The organism is Klebsiella sp. K-3 (assembly GCF_051207495.1).
Lineage (GTDB): Bacteria > Pseudomonadota > Gammaproteobacteria > Enterobacterales > Enterobacteriaceae > Klebsiella > Klebsiella aerogenes.
In genome coordinates this window covers 11,734-29,772 of the sequence record NZ_JBPNXF010000006.1, presented here as the reverse complement: position 1 = coordinate 29,772, position 18,039 = coordinate 11,734, and the positions used below count along the sequence as shown (strand labels likewise).

The following is an 18,039-nucleotide window of genomic DNA, read 5'->3' as shown; positions in this document are numbered from 1 at the left end:
GCGCTTGATTTTCGATGTCTATCATTTTTTATCAAAAGATTCATTATAAACTCTTCACGAAATTTTTATTGAGTTTTACCTAAAAGTAAACGTGTTCTGCACGCTTCTTTCACCCACTTACTGAAATTGCCCTTTCCGGCAGCTTTCTCAATCTGTTCCAAAAGCTCATCTTCAAAACGGATGTTCTTCATCGTGCTTTTGCTGCGATCGAAATTTGGTTTCTTTTTATCTTGCATGGTAGGTACCACTATGGTTAAATTATCTTCACGCGGTACCTACCACATGAAAGCTTAAAGTAATCGCGCCCAAAAGTGCGGCAACACTTATGAGCGTCTAACCTCACCAACTATCAAGGAGTTGATTATGGCTGATTTGCATTCTACCCCAGATATCACCGCTAGCGGAACCGAGCGTCGGCTGCTGGTTAGCTATCGACCCAATGGCCGGGATACCAGTACACCAAGTCTTACCCTTTCCGGCAAGTGGCTGCGTGAAGCGGGATTCGATACCGGGAAGCCGGTCACGGTTAAGGTGATGGATGGCTGCATTGTGTTGCTGCCGCTCAGCGATAAAGAAGAGAAATTAACAGCCGAATTACGGCATATTCAACAATCGCTGAAAAGCGTCAACGGCACGCTGCAACATACCTGATAGCGCGAGCAAGAAAAATCCCCGGGTGGCGGCTAACGCCTTACCCGGGTTACCAGACGGCGCAGAACCGTAGCCCTGCTGAGCGCAGCGCGAGCAGGGAAATCCCCGCGTCTTAATACCTTCACTTTCCGGATAACCGCTCGCAAACGCGCCAGATTAATCGTTCGTCTAATGAAATTTATGCGCCGCTTCTGACATACTCTACCGTTGTGAACAGGTTGACCCGGAGACTATATGGCAAAGGAAAATATAACGTCGTCCCCAGCAGGTGAGTTCATTATGTTTGCCAGCGGTGATGGGAAAGTGCGCGTTGAATGCCGCTTTGAGTCAGACACAATCTGGTTATCCCAGGCGACAATGGCTGAACTGTACGATAAAGACGTTCGGACTATTAATGAGCATTTAATTAATATCTTCTCTGAAGGTGAACTTGCTCAAAATTCAACTATCCGGAAATTCCGGATAGTTCGCCAGGAAGGAAAACGCCAGGTTTCCAGAGAGATAGACCATTACAACCTTGAAGCCATACTCGCTGTTGGCTATCGCGTTCGCTCCTCTCGCGGCACGCAGTTCCGTCAGTGGGCAACCCAGACGCTCCAGGAATACCTGATCAAAGGTTTTGTGATGGACGATGAGCGGCTGAAGAATCCGCCTGTGGGTTCATCGGCAGTACCCGACTATTTCGATGAGATGCTGGAGCGTATCCGCGATATTCGCGCCAGCGAACGCCGCGTTTATTTGCGGGTGCGAGAGATTTTTGCATTAGCGGCTGACTATCAACCGTCGTTAAAAGAAACCACGCAGTTTTTTCAAACTATCCAGAACAAATTACATTTTGCCTGTACCGGGCATACCGCCGCTGAACTCATTCATCAGCGTGCTGACACCAGTCTGCCGCATATGGGGCTGACCAGCTATAAAGGTGAAGAGGTGCATAAGTGTGACGTGACGGTGGCAAAAAATTATCTCACTCAGGATGAAGTCAACGAGCTTAACCGCGTAGTTAACATGTGGCTGGATTTTGCCGAGGATCAGGCCCGTCGTCGTCAGCAGGTCTTTTTACGCGACTGGCAGGATAAGCTGGATCAGTTCCTGCAATTTAACGACCGTGAGGTTTTGCAAGGCGCAGGTAAAGTCAGTAAGAAAATGGCCGATGAAAAAGCGCAGGCGGAATATAGTCAGTTTGCTGAGCAACAGCGGCGCTTAAAGGAAGCCGAAGGTGAAAAGGATATCGCCGGTTTGCTACAGTGGAAAACAGAGCCTAAAAAGTAGCTCAGGATGCCTGATAGCGCGAGCAAGTCCCCGGGTGGCGGCTGACGCCTTACCCGGGCTACGCCCTACGCCCGGCATGTGATCTGTAGGCCCGCGCAAGCGTAGCGCCGCCGGGCAATAACCGCGGGTAAAGAGCCGCTTTTGCGCCGGATGGCGGCTGCGCCTTATCCGGCCTACGGTATGATAGCGCGAGCTAACCCCCGGGTGGCGGCTAGCGCCTTACCCGGGCTACCAAAGGGCGCAGAACAGTAGCCCTGCTGAGCGCAGCGCGAGCAGGGAAAATTCCCGCCTCAGAAGTAATAGCCAATATTAACGTTAGTGCGGAAGTACCATTTGCCGCTGCCCTCGGACTGGGTGCTGGTCCAGCCGGTGGCGTTCAGCGCGCCGCCCCACGGATTAACATTCTTCGCCCAGCTGAGATCGACCCAGAACATCACCGGCAGCGCAAAGACCTGTACGCCAAGGGTGTTCATCTGCGAATCGCTCCAGCCGCTTTTATCTTTCCACAGCACGCTGTAGTCGTTGTAAAAACGCAGCTTCGACACGCCGCCCCACTTCACATCAACATCGCGGGCGACGTTCAGCGACGCGGTCGTCGCTTTCGCCGGGATCAGGTAGGCCGGCGTCAGGCCGTTGCCGCCCATCAGAATCGTATCGTCGCTGACGCCCGCCGGGTTCTTCGGATCGTATTGGTAGCGAATCAGCTGCGAAGTCAGCTGCCACGGCCCGTTATGCAACATGCCGTGCACGCCTGCTGCCCAGAAGGTGCCGTCGTCGTCGGTCTCGCGGTTGTGCAACCGCGCCAGCGCCAGCGAGCCGCCCAGCTCGTTATTCCAGCCGCCGCCGTGAAAATCCCGCGCAATACGCACGTTCACCTGGTCGCGCTTTTCATTATGCTGTTGATGCTGAGTCGGATAGATAGTGTTTTTCAGCCGATCGTAATCGCCAACGTCCGGCGCATAGCGCAAATTCTCCGGTTCCATCCACGGGAAATAGGCCACATCCAGCGACCAGTTATTATCATGATATTGATAGTTCACGCCGCTCCCGGCGCTCACGCCAAAGCCTAAATAAAACGGAATACCGTAGGACCAGCCAAATTGCGGATAAGGCTCAAGGCCAAATGGTTTGCCGGGGATCCCCAGCTGAATATTATTATTGTTGTCGAAGCGATACCCTACGTAAGCGCGGTCGATGGCGTATTTACGGTGATCCTGAAACCAGAACCCGGCATCAAAGAAATAATTATCATAGAAGCCGCTGCTGTCGATACGGAAGGTATCAAAACGCAGATGCGGCGGGTTGCGGTAATTACTGCCTTTCCAGTCCTCATAGCGATAGTTCGCCCGCAGCGCGCCGCCGAAATCTAGCCCGGCGAGATTATCCGCGCTGCGCCAGCCGATATGCGGGAACGGCTTGCCGTCGTCCGCCAGCGCCAGCCCACTGGTCGCGGCAGCCAGCAGCAGAGAAAGGAGTATTTTACGCATAGCACATCCCTCACTTTATTTTTATAAGCGATAAAAGACCGTCGATTAATATCGACTTATTATTGTGTCTCAGCGGTGAAACTCTTAATTAAATAGCACGATGATTTTATTTTTGTTCCAAATATGAAACTCTGTTTATTATTTGATAGAAGAAAAATCGCACGCAGGATGTCGGGCGTCAAGGTATAAACCTTGAGCCATAACGCAATCTTATTATTCTTCCGGAGTGATATTAATATTTGCGACATGGAGGAGGAAACTTTCTCAAATATGAAACGCTATGCTTGTGATAATTTATATTGTTGAACCATCATGGTCCTGGTACCTGACCATCGCACTGTTTATCTGTAGTGACAGGCGGGCGCAGGATGGGTGGTGTCGCCGATTTTCACTTTTTTTATATAACTGTTATCGCCGCCGGGCCGTTTTTCCCGACGCTAGACCGGTCTATCCTCGACGCATTCGCACCATGAATCCTTTTTGTAGACCGGAGAACCTATGAAAGCCATTGCTATTACCCAGGCCGCCGCCGACGGCAACAACATTCCCTTTTTACGCGATATCGATCTGCCGGATCCGCAGGCGCAGGGCCACGATCTGCTGGTCGAGGTCAAAGCCATTTCGGTGAACCCGGTCGACACCAAAGTGCGCGCCGGTTTTAATGCCGATACCCCGCGGGTGCTGGGCTGGGATGCGGTTGGCGTGGTGAAAGCCGTTGGCGATGCGGTGACGCTATTCATGCCGGGCGATGAAGTGTGGTACGCCGGCGCGCTGGGCCGCCCCGGCAGTAACAGCGAACTGCAGCTGGTTGATGAACGCATCGTGGCGCTGAAGCCGCGCTCGCTGGAGAATGCCGCCGCCGCCGCGCTGCCTCTGACCGCTATCACCGCCTGGGAATTACTGTTCCACCGCCTTGGCGTGCAGGAAGGCGGTAACGCCGGCGATACGCTGCTGATTGTCGGCGCGGCGGGCGGCGTTGGCTCTATCCTCACCCAGTTGGCCAGCAAACTCACCAATATGACGGTAATTGGCACCGCATCGCGCCCGGAAAGCCAGAAGTGGGTACGCGAGGCCGGGGCGCATCACGTCATTGACCACAGCCAACCGCTCAGTGAAGAACTGGCGAAAATCGGCATTCATGCCGTGACCCACGTCGCCAGCCTGACCAATACCGATCAGCACTTTAACGAACTGATCGCCGCGCTCGCCCCGCAGGGTAAGCTGGCGCTGATTGATGACCCGGAGAGCCTGGACGTGGTGCCGCTGAAAGCGAAAAGCATTTCGCTGCACTGGGAATTTATGTTCACCCGCTCAATGTTTGAGACGCATGACATGATCGCCCAACATCAGCTACTGACCCGCGTCGCCGCGTTGATTGACGATAACACGCTGCGCACCACCCTTGGCGAGCACTACGGAACCATCAACGCCGCCAACCTGCAAAAAGCCCACGCTAAGCTGGAAACCGGGCGCTCGGTCGGCAAAATCGTGCTGGAGGGTTTTTAAATGCGCGATGAGGCCATTTCGCCCATCGCGCCTTGATATCACGAGCGTCTCACCTCGGTGAGGCGCCTTTTTTAACCCTTCGAGCTGCGCTTTTCTCATCCTGCCCTAACCAGGCTACGCTTACCCTTGCCGCGCAAAAAACGTTCACTCCCTTCCGCTTGATTTATCACGCTATTGCACAAGAGGTAATGCTATGCAGATCAACGCTATAGGTACGTACTCCGCCAGCCAGCCGCTCGAATCGATGTCTATCACCCGCCGCGAACCCGGCCCACAGGATGTGCAGATCGCCATTGCATACTGCGGCGTCTGCCATTCCGATCTTCATCAGGCGCGAGCGGAATGGGCCGGGACGCTGTATCCCTGCGTGCCGGGGCATGAAATCGTTGGCCGGGTGACGGCGGTCGGCGATGCCGTCTCAGGTTACGCCGTTGGCGATCTGGTGGGCGTCGGCTGTATGGTGGATAGCTGTAAGAAGTGCGAGGAGTGCGCTGAGGGACTGGAGAACTACTGCGACCATATGGTGCTGACCTATAACGGGCCGACCCAGGACGCGCCGGGACACACGCTTGGCGGTTATTCACAGCAGATCGTGGTCAATGAACGCTACGTATTGCGGATAAATCATCCCGAAGCCCAGCTCGCCGCCGTCGCGCCGCTCTTGTGCGCCGGGATCACTACCTATTCTCCGCTGCGCCACTGGCACGCCGGGCCGGGTAAAAAAGTCGGCGTCGTCGGCATCGGCGGGTTGGGGCATATGGGGATCAAGTTGGCCCACGCCATGGGGGCCCACGTGGTGGCCTTTACCACCTCGGAATCCAAGCGTGACGCGGCCAGAGCGTTGGGCGCGGATGAGGTCGTGGTGTCGCGCAACGAAGACGAAATGGCGGCCCACGTCAAAAGCTTCGATTTCATCCTCAACACCGTGGCGGCGCCGCACAATCTCGATGCCTTCACCACGCTGCTGAAACGCGATGGTACCATGACGCTGGTTGGCGCCCCGGCTACGCCGCATCCATCGCCGGAAGTGTTCAATCTGATCTTCCGCCGCCGCTCGATTGCCGGCTCGATGATCGGCGGTATCCCGGAAACCCAGGAGATGCTCGACTTCTGCGCCGAACACGGCATCGTCGCCGATATCGAGCTGATTCGCGCCGATCAGATCAACGAAGCATGGGAAAGAATGGTCAAGGGCGACGTGAAATATCGCTTCGTGATCGACAGTTCGACTCTCGCCGGCTAAACGCCGCGGCGGAAAGTCCGCCGCCACTCCGTCGGGCTAACGCCAAAACGCGCTTTAAACTGCTGGCGCCAGGTCACGGCGGAAAGATAGCCCACCGCTTCCGCCACCTGCTCGACCGGCAAATCCCCCGCTTCGAGCAGGCTCTGGCTACGGCGCAGGCGCTCGGCGGTCAACCAGTCGGCAATGCTCATCCCGGTCGCCCGGGCGAAGTGGCGGGTCAGGGTACGGCGGCTCATCGCCACCACCTCGGCCAGCGAATCAAGATTATGCGGTTCGGCAATATGCTGCTGCAGATAATCCAGCAAGCAGTTAATCCGCGCATCGCGGGTGTTGCACGGCACCGGCTGGGCGATAAACTGCGCCTGGCCGCCCTCGCGGTGCGGCGGCACGATCATCCGCCGGGCGATCTGGTTGGCGGCGAGGCTGCCAAAACGCTGGCGAATGATATACAGGCAGCAATCTAGCGCCGCCGCGGTACCCGCCGAGGTAATTACCTTCTGGTCATCGACGTACAGGGCGTTGATATCGAGCTGCACCTGCGGAAACAGGCGCTGGAAATCCTGCTCGAACTCCCAGTGGGTCGCCGCCCGCTTACCGTCGAGCAGCCCGGCGTAGCCAAGGACAAATGCGCCGAGGCACAGGCCGACGATTTCCGCGCCGTTATCCCGCGCCCGAATCAGGCTCGCGATCAACGCCTGCGGCGGGCACTGATTGACCTCGCCCCAGTAGGGCACCACCACGATATCCGCCTGTTCCATCGCGGTAAAATCACCGCTGGCGTACAACGCAAAGCCGTCGCGGGCGCTGAGTAATCCCGGCTGTTCGGCGCAAATCTGCAGATTAAAACGTTTGGTTTCCGAGACCGTATCGCCAAACAGCATACAGGGGACGGCATAATGAAACGGGCTAAAGCCCTCTACGGCGACAATCGCCACGTCGGTTAATTTCATCATCCCTTCCCCTTGAGCAGATTAATAAACAACGGTTTCCCCATCCTGCGGAATACTGACTACCCCGGCAATCTGATTATCCGCGACGTACTGGCGCATCTCTTCGCGGCTCACCAGACAATGGTTGACCGCCTCCAGGTGGATGGCCATGATTTTCGCTTCCGGCAGGGCGAAATGCGCCTTCAACAGGTCCTCTTTACCCATGATGATCGGGCCAAAGCCGATAACGTGAGCGTAGCCGGCGTTCAACACCACCACATCCGGGCGCAGCTTCAGCATGTCGGCTTCAATCTCATCGCGCCAGATGGTATCGCCAACCAGCCACAGCGTCTTCTCCTGCGGATGACGGAACACCACGCCGCAGGCCTCGCCCAGACGTTCAGCCATCGCCGGTACCGCGTAGGTACGGTCGCTGCCATGTTGCCCGGAAGTGGTTTTCTGCAGACTAACGCCGGCAAATTCACTATCTGCCGACAGCAGGCGGATATCCTGAAATCCCTGGCTGCGCAGCAGCGCGGCGTCGGCCTCATGCTGGACGAAAACCGGCAGAGTTTTCGGGATCGCCGCGATCGCCGCCTCGTCCCAATGATCGTCATGGGTATGGGTGACGATAACCGCGTCAACGTCGATAATTTTTTCACGGGAAAACGGCAGCGCCACCAGCGGATTGCGCAGCTCGCTGCGCGCGGTTCCAGGGAATCCCGGCCAGGCGCCTTTGTCCGCCAGCATGGGATCGATCAGGAATTTTTTACCTGCGTATTCAATAACCTGTGTAGCATTACGGATATGAGTGATGTTCATGTTAGCGTTCCTCTGTGGGGTAATCTGACGAACATCGTACTGAGTACCAGCCTGGCGCAATATGGGCGTTTGGGCAATGATCGATGGAATCGGGCCAACCTGCGACGGTTGCCAATCACAGCCGGCTATGTTGTTCTGAAGGTTAGACTTTCTACAGGAATGGCAGGATGAAAAAGAAACTAACCGCCGCCGATATGCATAATCCGCAGGTCATCGCCGAGACGCCGTGGTTCAGCATGCGCAAGGTAGGTATTGATGTCGCCCCCGGCGAGCGGCGCGACTTTTATTCCATTCACTACCCACGCCCGGCGGTCGGGATTGTGGCGCTCCAGGACGACAAAGTGCTGCTGATTCGCCACTACCGTTATCTGATCGATAAGGTGGTGTGGGCCATTCCCTCTGGCGGCGTCGATGAAGGGGAAGAGCCCGCCGTCGCCGCGCTGCGCGAACTGCGCGAAGAGACCGGCTGGCAGGCGCTACACGCAGAGGAAATCATCCGCTACAACCCGTCATACGGCAGCAGCGACCAGCTGTTTATCACCTGGCTCGCCACCGATTTAAGCTGGGTTGGCATGGACGCAGATCAGGATGAAGTGATGGAAACCGGCTGGTTTACCTTCGAGGAGATAAACCAGCTGATCGCCCGCGGCGAAATGCCGGACGGGCTGTCTCTGGTGCCGCTGCTGCACCTGATGGCGCAGCGTAGATGATTACCAGCCCGGTACCGCGCCGCCGTTGAAGATGGTTTCTGCCGCCTTCGCCACTTCCGGCGACTGGTACGACTGCATAAACTCTTTCACGTTTTCGGCATCTTTATTGTCTTCACGCGCCACAATGATGTTCACGTACGGCGAGTTTTTGTCTTCAATAAAGATGCCGTCGCGCACCGGCGATAACCCGGTTTGCTGCAGGTAGGTGGTACTGATAATAGCGACATCGACCTTCGGATCGTCCAGCACCCGCGGCAGTTGCGCCCCTTCCAGCTCCATAATTTTCAGATTACGCGGGTTACTGGTGATATCCACCGCCGTCGGCAGCAGGCCGGTACCCGCGTTGAGGGTAATCAGCTGCTCTTTTTGCAATAACAATAGCGCGCGGCCGAGGTTGGTCGGGTCGTTGGGAATGGCGATAGTCGCGCCATCTTTAATATCGGCAACGGATTTAATCTTGCGCGAATAGCCGGCCATGGGAAAGACGAAAGTATTGCCGATGGCCACCAGGTGGTAGCCGTGCGCTTTGTTGTCTTGTTCCAGATAGGGACGATGCTGGAAGACGTTGGCATCCAGCTCCCCGGCGTTGGTAGCATCGTTCGGCAACAGCGAGCCGCTAAAGCCCACCAGCTCGACGTCGAGGCCATACTTTTCTTTCGCCACCTTCTTCGCCACTTCCGCCACATCCTGTTCCGCGCCGTTAATCACGCCGACTTTTATGTGTTTGGCATTGTCATTCTTCTGGTCACAGCCCACTAACAGCAGGCCTGCCAGCATCACTGCCGCCGCCGTGCGTAAACGCAATTTCATCGTTAGTACCCCATCAGTCCATGGAAAATCATTATTATTTTTCGAGCAAAACTATAACGATTTTGTGCTCGATTTTTAAACACGAAAAGGTATCAATAAGATGAAAATCGTCTAAGCGCCTTCCCCGGTGGCGCTTACGCTTACCGGGGCTACTAACCGAATACCCAACCGTGGCCGGGGAAATACGCTTAACTCAGGTCAACGTTTTTGCTGGCGAACAGCCAGGTGAGCACAAAACCGCATAGATACGAAACCACCAGACCGCCGGCGTACACCGCCATCCCGGCATAAATTCCGCTTCCGGAGGTCATCAGCGGCAGCGCCACCAGCCCCGACGGTCCGAACACCGTGTTCAGGCCGACCGGCAGCCCCAGCCAGGCGATCAGGCCCACGAAGAAACCGCCGCAGGCGCCGCCGATACAGGCGGTGATAAATGGTTTCATACGCGGCAGGGTCACGCCGTAAATCAGCGGTTCGCCAATGCCGAGGAAGCCCGGAATAATCGCCCCTTTGATCTGGGTTCGCAGCAGCGAATCGCGCTTTGCGCGCCAGAACAGCGCCAGCGCCGCGCCCACCTGCCCGGCCCCGGCCATCGCCAGGATCGGGAACAGCGAGTTAAAGCCCTGCGCATCCACCAGCGCAAAATAGACCGGTACAAACCCCTGATGCACGCCGAACATCACCGCCAGCAGGAACAGCCCTGCCAGCACCGCCGAGCCAAACGGATTGCCGTTAAGATGCAGGAACAGCCACGACATACCGGTAAACAGCCAGCCGCCAATCGGCATAATCACCGTAAAGGTCACCGCGCCCATAATCAGCAGCGTCACCGCCGAGGTAAGGATCATATCGAGGTTAGCGGGCATTATCCGCCGCACCTGACGCTCCACCCACGCGCCAAGAATCGAGGCGATTAGCACGCCGATAATATTGCCGCGCGGGTCGATACCATGACCGAAGAAGGTCGAAATTCCGGCGTAGAATCCGCTGGTCGCTTCCGGGTTGTAGCCCAGCACGAACAGCGAGGCGATAATCGCGCCGTTCACGCCCGAACCGCCGAAGGCTTTCTGAGCGTTATAGCCAATCAGGATACTCAGGAAGGTAAACATCCCTTTGCTGAATACCTTCATATAACCAATCAGCGCCACCAGACTGGCGTTAGGATGCGCGTTCTCCAGCACGAAGATTTGTTCCGCCAGTGTGGCGAAGCCTAACAACAGCCCGACGGCGATAAAGCCGGGGATCAGCGGCGTAAAAATAGTGGCGAACTTCGCGAGAAATTTCTGTACCCCGCTGGTCTGCTTGCTCTTCAGCGCCTGCTTTTTCTCCGCTGCCACATCCGCCAGCGAGGCGGCTGCCTGCGGCGCCGCTTCCATCAGGCCGTTCATCATTTCCGCGGCGGTCTGCGCCTTGCCGGGCCCTAATACCACCTGGAACTGTTCATCGCTGACGATAACCCCCATCACGCCGTCAATCTGGCGAATGGCGGCGCTATCGGCCAGGCTTTCATCGCGCAGGGTCAAGCGCAGGCGCGTCATGCAGTTACCCGCCTGCGCCACGTTTGCGGCCCCGCCGACGTGAGCCAGGATCCGCGCTATCATCTCTTTAGTTATTTTTGCCATTGCCTGTTACCTGTCTGTCGGCGCTCAGGTGTTGCTTAGCGCCTTGCGGATATAACCGTTGTTTTTCGCCAGCAGCGACTGCGCTTCTGCGGCGCTTAAGTCAGCCAACACCATCACAATCGCCGTCTTACAGTGGCGGCCACAGGCATCCAGCGCATTCTGCGCGGTGGCGCGATCGCAGTCGGTCGCTTCCATCACGATAGACACCTGGCGCTCAATCAGCTTGGCATTGGTCGCTTCGACATCCACCATCAGGTTGCTGTAGACCTTACCGATGCGGATCATCGCCCCGGTGGAGATCATATTCAGCACCAGTTTCTGCGCGGTGCCGGCTTTCAGGCGGGTCGATCCGGTAACCACTTCCGGGCCGACCACCGGGGTAATCGCCACGTCCGCCAGCTGCGCCATTTCACCGTGCGGGTTACAGCTGACGATAGCGACAAACGCATTCTGGCTATGGGCGTATTCCATCGCGCCAATGACGTACGGCGTACGCCCGCTGGCCGCCAGCCCCACCAGCACATCGCGGTTGCTGAAGTTAAGGTTCTGCAGATCCATCGCCCCTTGCGCTTTATTGTCTTCCACGTTTTCCACGGCGCTCAGAATCGCTTTATGTCCGCCGGCGATAATCCCCACCACCTGCTCCGGACGGGTGCCAAAGGTCGGCGGGCATTCACTGGCGTCCAGGATACCCAAACGTCCCGACGTACCGGCGCCGATGTAAATCAGCCGTCCCCCGGCCCGCAGCGCCGCCGCCACTTTATCCACGACTTCCGCTATCTGCGGCAAATAAGGCGTTATCGCCTGCGCCACTTGCTGATCTTCCTGGTTTATCACCGTCAGCATGTCGACGGTGGAGAGGGTGTCAATGTTGGCGCTGTTGGCGTTGCGTCGCTCGGTCAGCAGTTTGCTCAGGTCGATACTCATAAAAACCTCGTTATTCTCAGTTGCGCGCAGTATAAGGAATTTTTTATTCCATTCATGTGAAGAGTATCACGATTAATACGCTTGGGATAATAGGAGAATTGTAGGTATAGCCAGAGATATTGCGGTAATAAAGGTGGAATATTTTATTACCGCAACCTGGAGTTAACGCATGTGCCAGGAGTGATTAAGGTGCTATAACGCCTCCGAAGAGGAACATTAACTGGCGCCGCCGCCCAGCGATTGCCAGAGCGTAATGCGGTTATTGAGGTCGGTCTGCTGCAGCGACAGCAGCGTCGCCTTCGCCGACCACAGCGTCCGCTGGGCGGTCAGCACCGACAGATAATCGCCAACCCCGGCCTGGTAACTCTTCATCGCGATATCCAGCGACTTCTGCTCGGCGGCAACATACTGCTGCTGGGCATCGAGCTGTTCACTCAGCGTTTCCCGGCGCGCCAGCGCATCGGCAACGTCCTTAAAGGCGCTCTGAATGGATTTCTCGTAGGTGGCAATCAGCCCCTTTTTCTCCGCTTGCGCATAGCGTAGCTGGGCCAGATTACTGCCGCCGGTGAACAGCGGCAGGCTGATAGAGGGCGCAAACGACCACACCTGCATGCCGTGGCTGAACAGCGACGATAGCGAGTCGCTGCCGACCCCGGCGCTGGCGGTCAGCGAAATGGACGGGAAAAAGTTCGCTCGCGCCGCGCCGATATCGGCATTAGCGCTCTTGAGATTATGTTCCGCCTCCTGAATATCCGGCCGGCGCAGCAGCACCGATGAAGACACACCCGCCGGCACCAGTGCAATGCTGTTGGCGCCCAGACTTTCCAGCGTGCCGGGCAGCAGGCTCTCCGGCACGGTTTCCCCGGCCAGTAGGTTAATGGCGTTTTTATCCTGCGCCACCAGCGTACGATAGCTGGCGACGCTGGCTCGCGCCTGCTGATAGACGCTTTCCGCCGAACTTAAATCACCGGCGGAGGCGGTGCCCACCGCCATCTGGCGAGCGACGATTTTGCGCGAGTTCTCTGCGCTATCCATCGTCTGCTGCGCCAGCGCCAGATTGCTATTATCCGTCGCCAGCGTCACCCAGGCGGTGGTCAAATCGGCAATCATCGTCAGTCGGGTATTTTGCGCGGTGAATTCGCTGGCAAGCCAGCTTTCTCGCGCCGCGCGCGACAGGCTCTGGTTCTTGCCGAACAAGTCCAGTTCGAAGCTCGAGACCGCGCCGTCAGCCTGCGAGGTAGAACTTAGGCCGCTGGCGATCGTTTTGCTGCGGGTATGGCTCAGCTCGGCATCGACGGTGGGAAACAACGATGCGCGCGTTTCGCCATACTGGGCGCGAGCGGCTTCAATATCGGCCAATGCCTTTTGCACATCGCGGTTGCTATTAAGCGCGATGCTGACCACTTTTTTTAACCGCGCATCATTGACCACTTTTTGCCAGTCGCCGACCACCGCCGTTGATTCGCCGTGCGCGCCGGGAAGGGTCGCCGGCACCGGCGCGGCCGGGCGCTCGTAGTGCGGGTCAAGAGAGACACAGCCCGCGGTCAGGAGCGCGATAAACATTAAACTCAAACGAAACATAACTTACTCCTGAGAAGGACGTGGGCGGGTAAAGAGACGCTTCACCAGCACAAAGAACAGCGGGACGAAGAACACCGCCAGCAGCGTCGCCGTCAGGGTGCCGCCGATAATCCCGGTACCAATCGCCACGCGGCTGTTGGCCCCGGCGCCGGTAGCAATGGCCAGCGGCAGTACTCCGGCGATAAATGCCAGCGAGGTCATGACAATCGGGCGCAGACGGGTCTGCGCGGCGCGGATCGCCGCCCGCGAGAGCGAATAGCCCTCATCCACCGCGGATTCAGCGAATTCAACGATAAGGATGGCGTTCTTCGACGACAGGCCAATAGTCGTCAACAGCGCCACCTGGAAATAGACGTCGTTACTTAAGCCGCGCAGCGTGGCCGCCAGCGCCGCGCCAAGCAGGCCTAACGGGATGACCATGATCACCGAGAACGGCACCGACCAGCTTTCATACAGCGCCGCCAGGCACAGGAACACCACCAGAATCGAAATGGCGTACAGGCTCATCGCCTGGCCGCTGGCCAGTTTTTCCTGTAGCGAAATACCGCTCCATGCCCAGGTGGAACCCGCCGGCAGGCTATTGGCCAGTTTTTCCATTTTGTCCATTGCCGCCCCTGAGCTGAAGCCCGCGGCGTTTTCCCCCTGGATCTCAAAGGCGGCCGAGCCGTTGTAACGTACCAGGCTTTCCGGGCCGTATTCCCAATGGGTGGTGGCGAACGCGGTGAACGGCGTCATGCTGTTATCGCTGCCGCGGACAAACCATTTACCAAGATCGGACGGCACGGCGCGCGCGTCGCTCTCGCCCTGGATGTAGACCTTTTTCACCCGGCCGCGATCGATAAAGTCGTTGACGTACGTGCCGCCCCAGGCGCTGGAGAGCGTATCGGTCACGTCGCTGAGCGACAGCCCCAGCGAGACGGCTTTATTGTTATCGATATCCACCTGCAGCTGTGGCATTTGTGGCAGATCGTTGGCGCGAACCGACTGCAGTTCGCCGCTCTGATTGGCTGCGGCCAGCAGTTGGCTGCGCAGCTTCATCAGGCTATCGCGATCGGTACCCCCGCTGGCCATCAGCTCGAAAGTGAAGCCGTTACTTTGCCCAAGGCCGTCCACCGATGGCGGCGTCATGGCGAACAGGGTGGCGTCGCGGATCGCGCCCAGCTCTTTGTTGGCGCGCAGCGCAATGGCTTGCGCGGTATTTTCGTCGCCTTTGCGCTGCGACCAGTTTTTCAATGAGACGAAGGCCATTCCGGCGTTCTGACCGCTGCCGCTGAAACTGAAGCCGTCGACGGTGAAGATAACCTCGGTATTGGCTTTCTCTTTGGTGAGGAACCAGTCGGTCACCTGACGGCGCACCTCGGCGGTACGCACCGCCGTCGCCCCGGCAGGCAAGGTGTACTGGACCATGATTTCGCCCTGATCCTCCACCGGCAGGAAGCTGCCCGGCAGTTTCCACATCGCCAACGCCATCGCCCCGCAAATCAAGGCGTAAGCGCCCATCATCACCGCGCCGCGGCGTAGGCCGCCGAGTACACGACGCTGGTAGCCATCTTCCGTACGCCCCCACAGGCGATTAAAGGCGCCGAAGAAACCTTTGTCATGAGGTTTGGAGTGGCTTAGCAGCGCGCCGCACAGCGCCGGAGTGAGGGTTAACGCTACGACCACCGACAGCATCATCGCCGAGATAATCGTCACCGAGAACTGGCGATAGATTACCCCGGTCGAACCGCCGAAAAAGGCCATTGGCAGGAATACCGCCGACAGCACCAGGGCGATCGCCACCAGCGCGCCGGAGATTTCGCCCATCGATTTTTCGGTGGCTTCGCGGGCGGGCAGCGCTTCGTCGCGCATAATCCGTTCGACGTTTTCCACCACCACAATGGCATCATCCACCAGCAGGCCGATCGCCAGCACCATGGCAAACAGCGTCAGGGTATTAATGGAGTAGCCGAACAGCGCCAGCACCCCAAAGGTGCCAAGTAACACGACCGGTACCGCTACCGCCGGAATGAGCGTCGCGCGGAAGTTCTGCAGGAACAGATACATTACGCAGACCACGAGGATAATCGCCTCAAACAGGGTCTGAATGACGTCCTCGACCGAGATTTTGATGAACTCGGTGCTGTCTTTCGGGTAGGCGATATCGTAGCCCTGCGGCATCTGACGCTGGAATTCAGCGATTTTGCTTTTCACCAGCGTCGCGGTATCCAGCGCGTTGGCGCCGGGCGCCATCATTACCGCAATCCCGGCGGCGGGGTGGCCGTTCAGATTAGCGGTAGCGGTGTAATCCTCGCTGCCCATTTCCACCCGCGCGACATCGCTCAGGCGCACCACTGAACCGTCTGACTGGCTCTTTACAATGATCGCTTTGAACTGGTCAGGTGTTTGCAGCCGCGACTGCGCGCGCACGGTAGCGGTCAATTGCTGGGCATTGGACGACGGTAGCGCGCCGATTTTACCCGCGGAGACCTGCACGTTCTGCGCCTCAATCGCCGACTGTACGTCGGAAGGCATCAACGAATAAGAGGCGAGTTTGGTCGGATCCATCCAGATGCGCATCGCGTATTCGGCGCCGAATACCTGCAGGCTGCCGACGCCCTCCACGCGCGCCAGCGGGTCCTGCATATTGCTGACCAGCCAGTCGGAGATATCAGAACTGGTGGCGCGGTTGGTTTTGTCATACACCGCGAGGATTAACAGGAAACTGCTTTGCGATTTTTCTACCGTTACGCCAGATTGCTGTACTTCACTCGGCAGACGCGATTCCGCCTGCTGCACTTTGTTTTGCACCTGTACCTGAGCGGTATCCGGATCGGTTCCCTGCTCAAAGGTGACGGTAATACTTACCGTACCATCCGAACTGCTGGTGGAGGTGAAATAAAGTAAGTTATCCAGCCCGGTGAGCTGCTGCTCGATAACCTGGGTGACGCTGTTTTCCAGGGTTTCTGCGGAAGCTCCAGTATAGGTCGCGGATATTTTTACTGCCGGCGGGGCGACGTCCGGATATTGTCCCACCGGCAGCGTGCGGATCGCCAGCGCCCCGGCAAGCATGATAAGGATAGCGATCACCCAGGCAAAGACCGGGCGACGCACGAAGAAACGGGAGAACATCAGGCATTGCCTCCGTTATTTTTGACGGCAACGGCCTTCACCGCTTGTCCGGGGGACACTTTACCGGTGCCTTCGACAATCAGCTTGTCGCCCGCTTTCAGACCGCTCAGCACCAGCCATTTATCGCCGTAGGTATCTCCGGTTTGCACGGTACGCTGCTCAACGTTGTTGTCGGCATCGACAACCAGCGCCGTGGCGTCGCCTTTGGCATCGCGGGTGATACCCTGCTGCGGCGCGAGGATCGCGTCGTTCATGATGCCTTCATCGATACGCGCGCGGACAAACATTCCCGGCAGCAGGACGTGCTGCGGGTTGGGGAAGATGGCGCGCAGGGTCACCGAGCCAGTGGATTCATCGACGGCGACTTCGGTGAGCGCCAAATGCCCTTTTTCGGGATAGGTACTGCCATCTTCAAGGGTTAACGTCACGCTGAGGGTATCGCTGTTGCTGGCCAGGCTCTGCCTGCGTAAACGCAGGAGATCGACACTGGATCGCGTCAGATCGACATACATGGTGTCGAGGCCGCGGATCGTCGCCAGCGCGGTATCCTGGTCTGCAGAGACCAGCGCTCCCGGCGTGACCGAGGAGATGCCGATGCGCCCGGCAATCGGCGCGGTGACGGTGGTCCAGTTCAGGTTGATGCGCGCGCTCTCAAGCGCCGCTTTTTTCGACTCCACACTGGCCTTGTCCTGGGCGCAGGCGGAGGCAGCGTCGTCGGCATCCTGGCGAGAGACGCCGTTATCTCTGACCAACGACGCGTAGCGCTGAGCTTTCTGGCAATCAGAGACCACCAGCGCCTGTGCCTGCTTCAACGCGGCCGCCGCTTCGTTCCAGGCGGCGCGATAACTGGAGGGATCGATCTGGTAAAGGGCCTGCCCGGCCTTCACCATATCGCCTTCGGTAAACAGGCGCTTCTGAATGATACCGCCGACCTGCGGACGCACTTCGGCGCTGAGCGAGGCGGTCGTGCGGCCAGTCAGTTGACTGACAACCGGCACCGGCTGGGCTTGCAGCGTTACAATTCCCACCTCCGGCGTGGGTTGTTGCGGTGCAGTTGTCTGCGCATTATCGCATCCGCTCAGGAGAAATAATGCTGTCGCGATGGGGGCTATGATGTGTTTCATTTTATTTTCTCAAGATGTAAGACGTCCCCCCGTGAATTAAATCGCGAGGAAAAGAGGGGCGCTGCGACATTTTCGTCTCAATGAAAATATCGAAATGGAGCGTAGATGTTCCTTAACACTATTATTATTGTGGGGATTCTCAGCCCGCCCTTTCGAAAGTCATGGAAAGGTTATTTCGCTTACTTTGAACGACAAAATTAAGACAAAAAATAATGGAGAAAATAAGAATATTTTGTGAAAGTCA

15 protein-coding genes are annotated in these 18,039 nt (G+C 57.4%); 5 read left to right on the top strand and 10 right to left on the bottom strand.

The window, feature by feature from the left end:
* Nucleotides 1–65: 65 nt before the first annotated feature.
* On the bottom strand, nucleotides 66–236 hold the full coding sequence (locus ACSEMK_RS10670) for a YlcI/YnfO family protein (protein WP_200782394.1): 171 nt from the start codon (nucleotides 234–236) through the stop codon (nucleotides 66–68).
* 127 nt (nucleotides 237–363) lie between these two features.
* On the opposite strand from ACSEMK_RS10670, the gene ACSEMK_RS10665 reads away from it, so the two are divergent.
* A complete protein-coding gene (locus ACSEMK_RS10665; protein WP_316425003.1) occupies nucleotides 364–651 on the top strand; it encodes a SymE family type I addiction module toxin in 288 nt (95 codons plus the stop codon).
* A gap of 234 nt (nucleotides 652–885) precedes the next feature.
* Complete coding sequence (locus tag ACSEMK_RS10660; RefSeq protein WP_430914938.1) at nucleotides 886–1,923, top strand: virulence RhuM family protein; 1,038 nt, start codon at nucleotides 886–888, stop codon at nucleotides 1,921–1,923.
* Nucleotides 1,924–2,213: 290 nt separating this feature from the next.
* Here ACSEMK_RS10660 and ACSEMK_RS10655 read toward each other — a convergent pair whose 3' ends face one another.
* Entirely contained in the window at nucleotides 2,214–3,410 is a 1,197-nt protein-coding gene (locus tag ACSEMK_RS10655; RefSeq protein ID WP_015703847.1) for a hypothetical protein, read from the bottom strand.
* A gap of 498 nt (nucleotides 3,411–3,908) precedes the next feature.
* On the opposite strand from ACSEMK_RS10655, the gene ACSEMK_RS10650 reads away from it, so the two are divergent.
* Together ACSEMK_RS10650 and ACSEMK_RS10645 are read left to right on the top strand one after the other, a co-directional pair.
* Nucleotides 3,909–4,916 carry a zinc-binding alcohol dehydrogenase family protein gene (locus ACSEMK_RS10650; RefSeq protein WP_430914939.1) on the top strand — a complete coding sequence of 336 codons (1,008 nt, stop codon included), beginning with the start codon at nucleotides 3,909–3,911 and terminating at the stop codon, nucleotides 4,914–4,916.
* Between the two features lie 193 nt (nucleotides 4,917–5,109).
* The gene (locus tag ACSEMK_RS10645; RefSeq protein WP_271032697.1) at nucleotides 5,110–6,159 is read left to right on the top strand and encodes an NAD(P)-dependent alcohol dehydrogenase; all 1,050 of its coding nucleotides are present in this window, start codon (nucleotides 5,110–5,112) and stop codon (nucleotides 6,157–6,159) included.
* On the opposite strand, the gene ACSEMK_RS10640 is transcribed toward ACSEMK_RS10645, so the two are convergent.
* Together ACSEMK_RS10640 and ACSEMK_RS10635 are read right to left on the bottom strand one after the other, a co-directional pair.
* Nucleotides 6,156–7,109: a GlxA family transcriptional regulator gene (locus ACSEMK_RS10640; protein ID WP_395226734.1), complete on the bottom strand. Its 954-nt coding sequence runs from the start codon at nucleotides 7,107–7,109 to the stop codon at nucleotides 6,156–6,158. The two genes, ACSEMK_RS10645 and ACSEMK_RS10640, sit on opposite strands and share 4 nt — an antisense overlap.
* A gap of 21 nt (nucleotides 7,110–7,130) precedes the next feature.
* Nucleotides 7,131–7,910, bottom strand: a complete 780-nt coding sequence (locus tag ACSEMK_RS10635; RefSeq protein WP_045375223.1) for an MBL fold metallo-hydrolase — start codon at nucleotides 7,908–7,910, stop codon at nucleotides 7,131–7,133.
* A gap of 167 nt (nucleotides 7,911–8,077) precedes the next feature.
* On the opposite strand from ACSEMK_RS10635, the gene ACSEMK_RS10630 reads away from it, so the two are divergent.
* On the top strand, nucleotides 8,078–8,620 hold the full coding sequence (locus ACSEMK_RS10630) for an NUDIX domain-containing protein (protein ID WP_430914940.1): 543 nt from the start codon (nucleotides 8,078–8,080) through the stop codon (nucleotides 8,618–8,620).
* Here ACSEMK_RS10630 and nlpA read toward each other — a convergent pair whose 3' ends face one another.
* The 6 genes from nlpA to eefA all read right to left on the bottom strand — a co-directional run bounded on the left by nlpA (nucleotide 8,621) and on the right by eefA (nucleotide 17,795).
* The gene (gene nlpA / locus ACSEMK_RS10625) at nucleotides 8,621–9,430 is read right to left on the bottom strand and encodes a lipoprotein NlpA (protein WP_430914941.1); all 810 of its coding nucleotides are present in this window, start codon (nucleotides 9,428–9,430) and stop codon (nucleotides 8,621–8,623) included.
* A 188-nt stretch (nucleotides 9,431–9,618) separates the two neighbouring features.
* Complete coding sequence (murP, locus tag ACSEMK_RS10620) at nucleotides 9,619–11,052, bottom strand: PTS N-acetylmuramic acid transporter subunit IIBC (protein WP_213193596.1); 1,434 nt, start codon at nucleotides 11,050–11,052, stop codon at nucleotides 9,619–9,621.
* A gap of 24 nt (nucleotides 11,053–11,076) precedes the next feature.
* Nucleotides 11,077–11,979, bottom strand: coding sequence for an N-acetylmuramic acid 6-phosphate etherase (gene murQ, locus ACSEMK_RS10615; protein ID WP_015369100.1), 903 nt, complete (start codon nucleotides 11,977–11,979; stop codon nucleotides 11,077–11,079).
* 216 nt (nucleotides 11,980–12,195) lie between these two features.
* Nucleotides 12,196–13,560 carry a multidrug efflux RND transporter outer membrane subunit EefC gene (gene eefC / locus ACSEMK_RS10610; protein ID WP_113374072.1) on the bottom strand — a complete coding sequence of 455 codons (1,365 nt, stop codon included), beginning with the start codon at nucleotides 13,558–13,560 and terminating at the stop codon, nucleotides 12,196–12,198.
* Nucleotides 13,561–13,563: 3 nt separating this feature from the next.
* The gene (gene eefB, locus ACSEMK_RS10605) at nucleotides 13,564–16,671 is read right to left on the bottom strand and encodes a multidrug efflux RND transporter permease subunit EefB (protein WP_163374212.1); all 3,108 of its coding nucleotides are present in this window, start codon (nucleotides 16,669–16,671) and stop codon (nucleotides 13,564–13,566) included.
* Nucleotides 16,671–17,795: a multidrug efflux RND transporter periplasmic adaptor subunit EefA gene (gene eefA / locus ACSEMK_RS10600; protein WP_113374074.1), complete on the bottom strand. Its 1,125-nt coding sequence runs from the start codon at nucleotides 17,793–17,795 to the stop codon at nucleotides 16,671–16,673. The genes eefB and eefA overlap by 1 nt, the downstream gene beginning before the upstream one ends.
* Nucleotides 17,796–18,039: the final 244 nt, after the last annotated feature.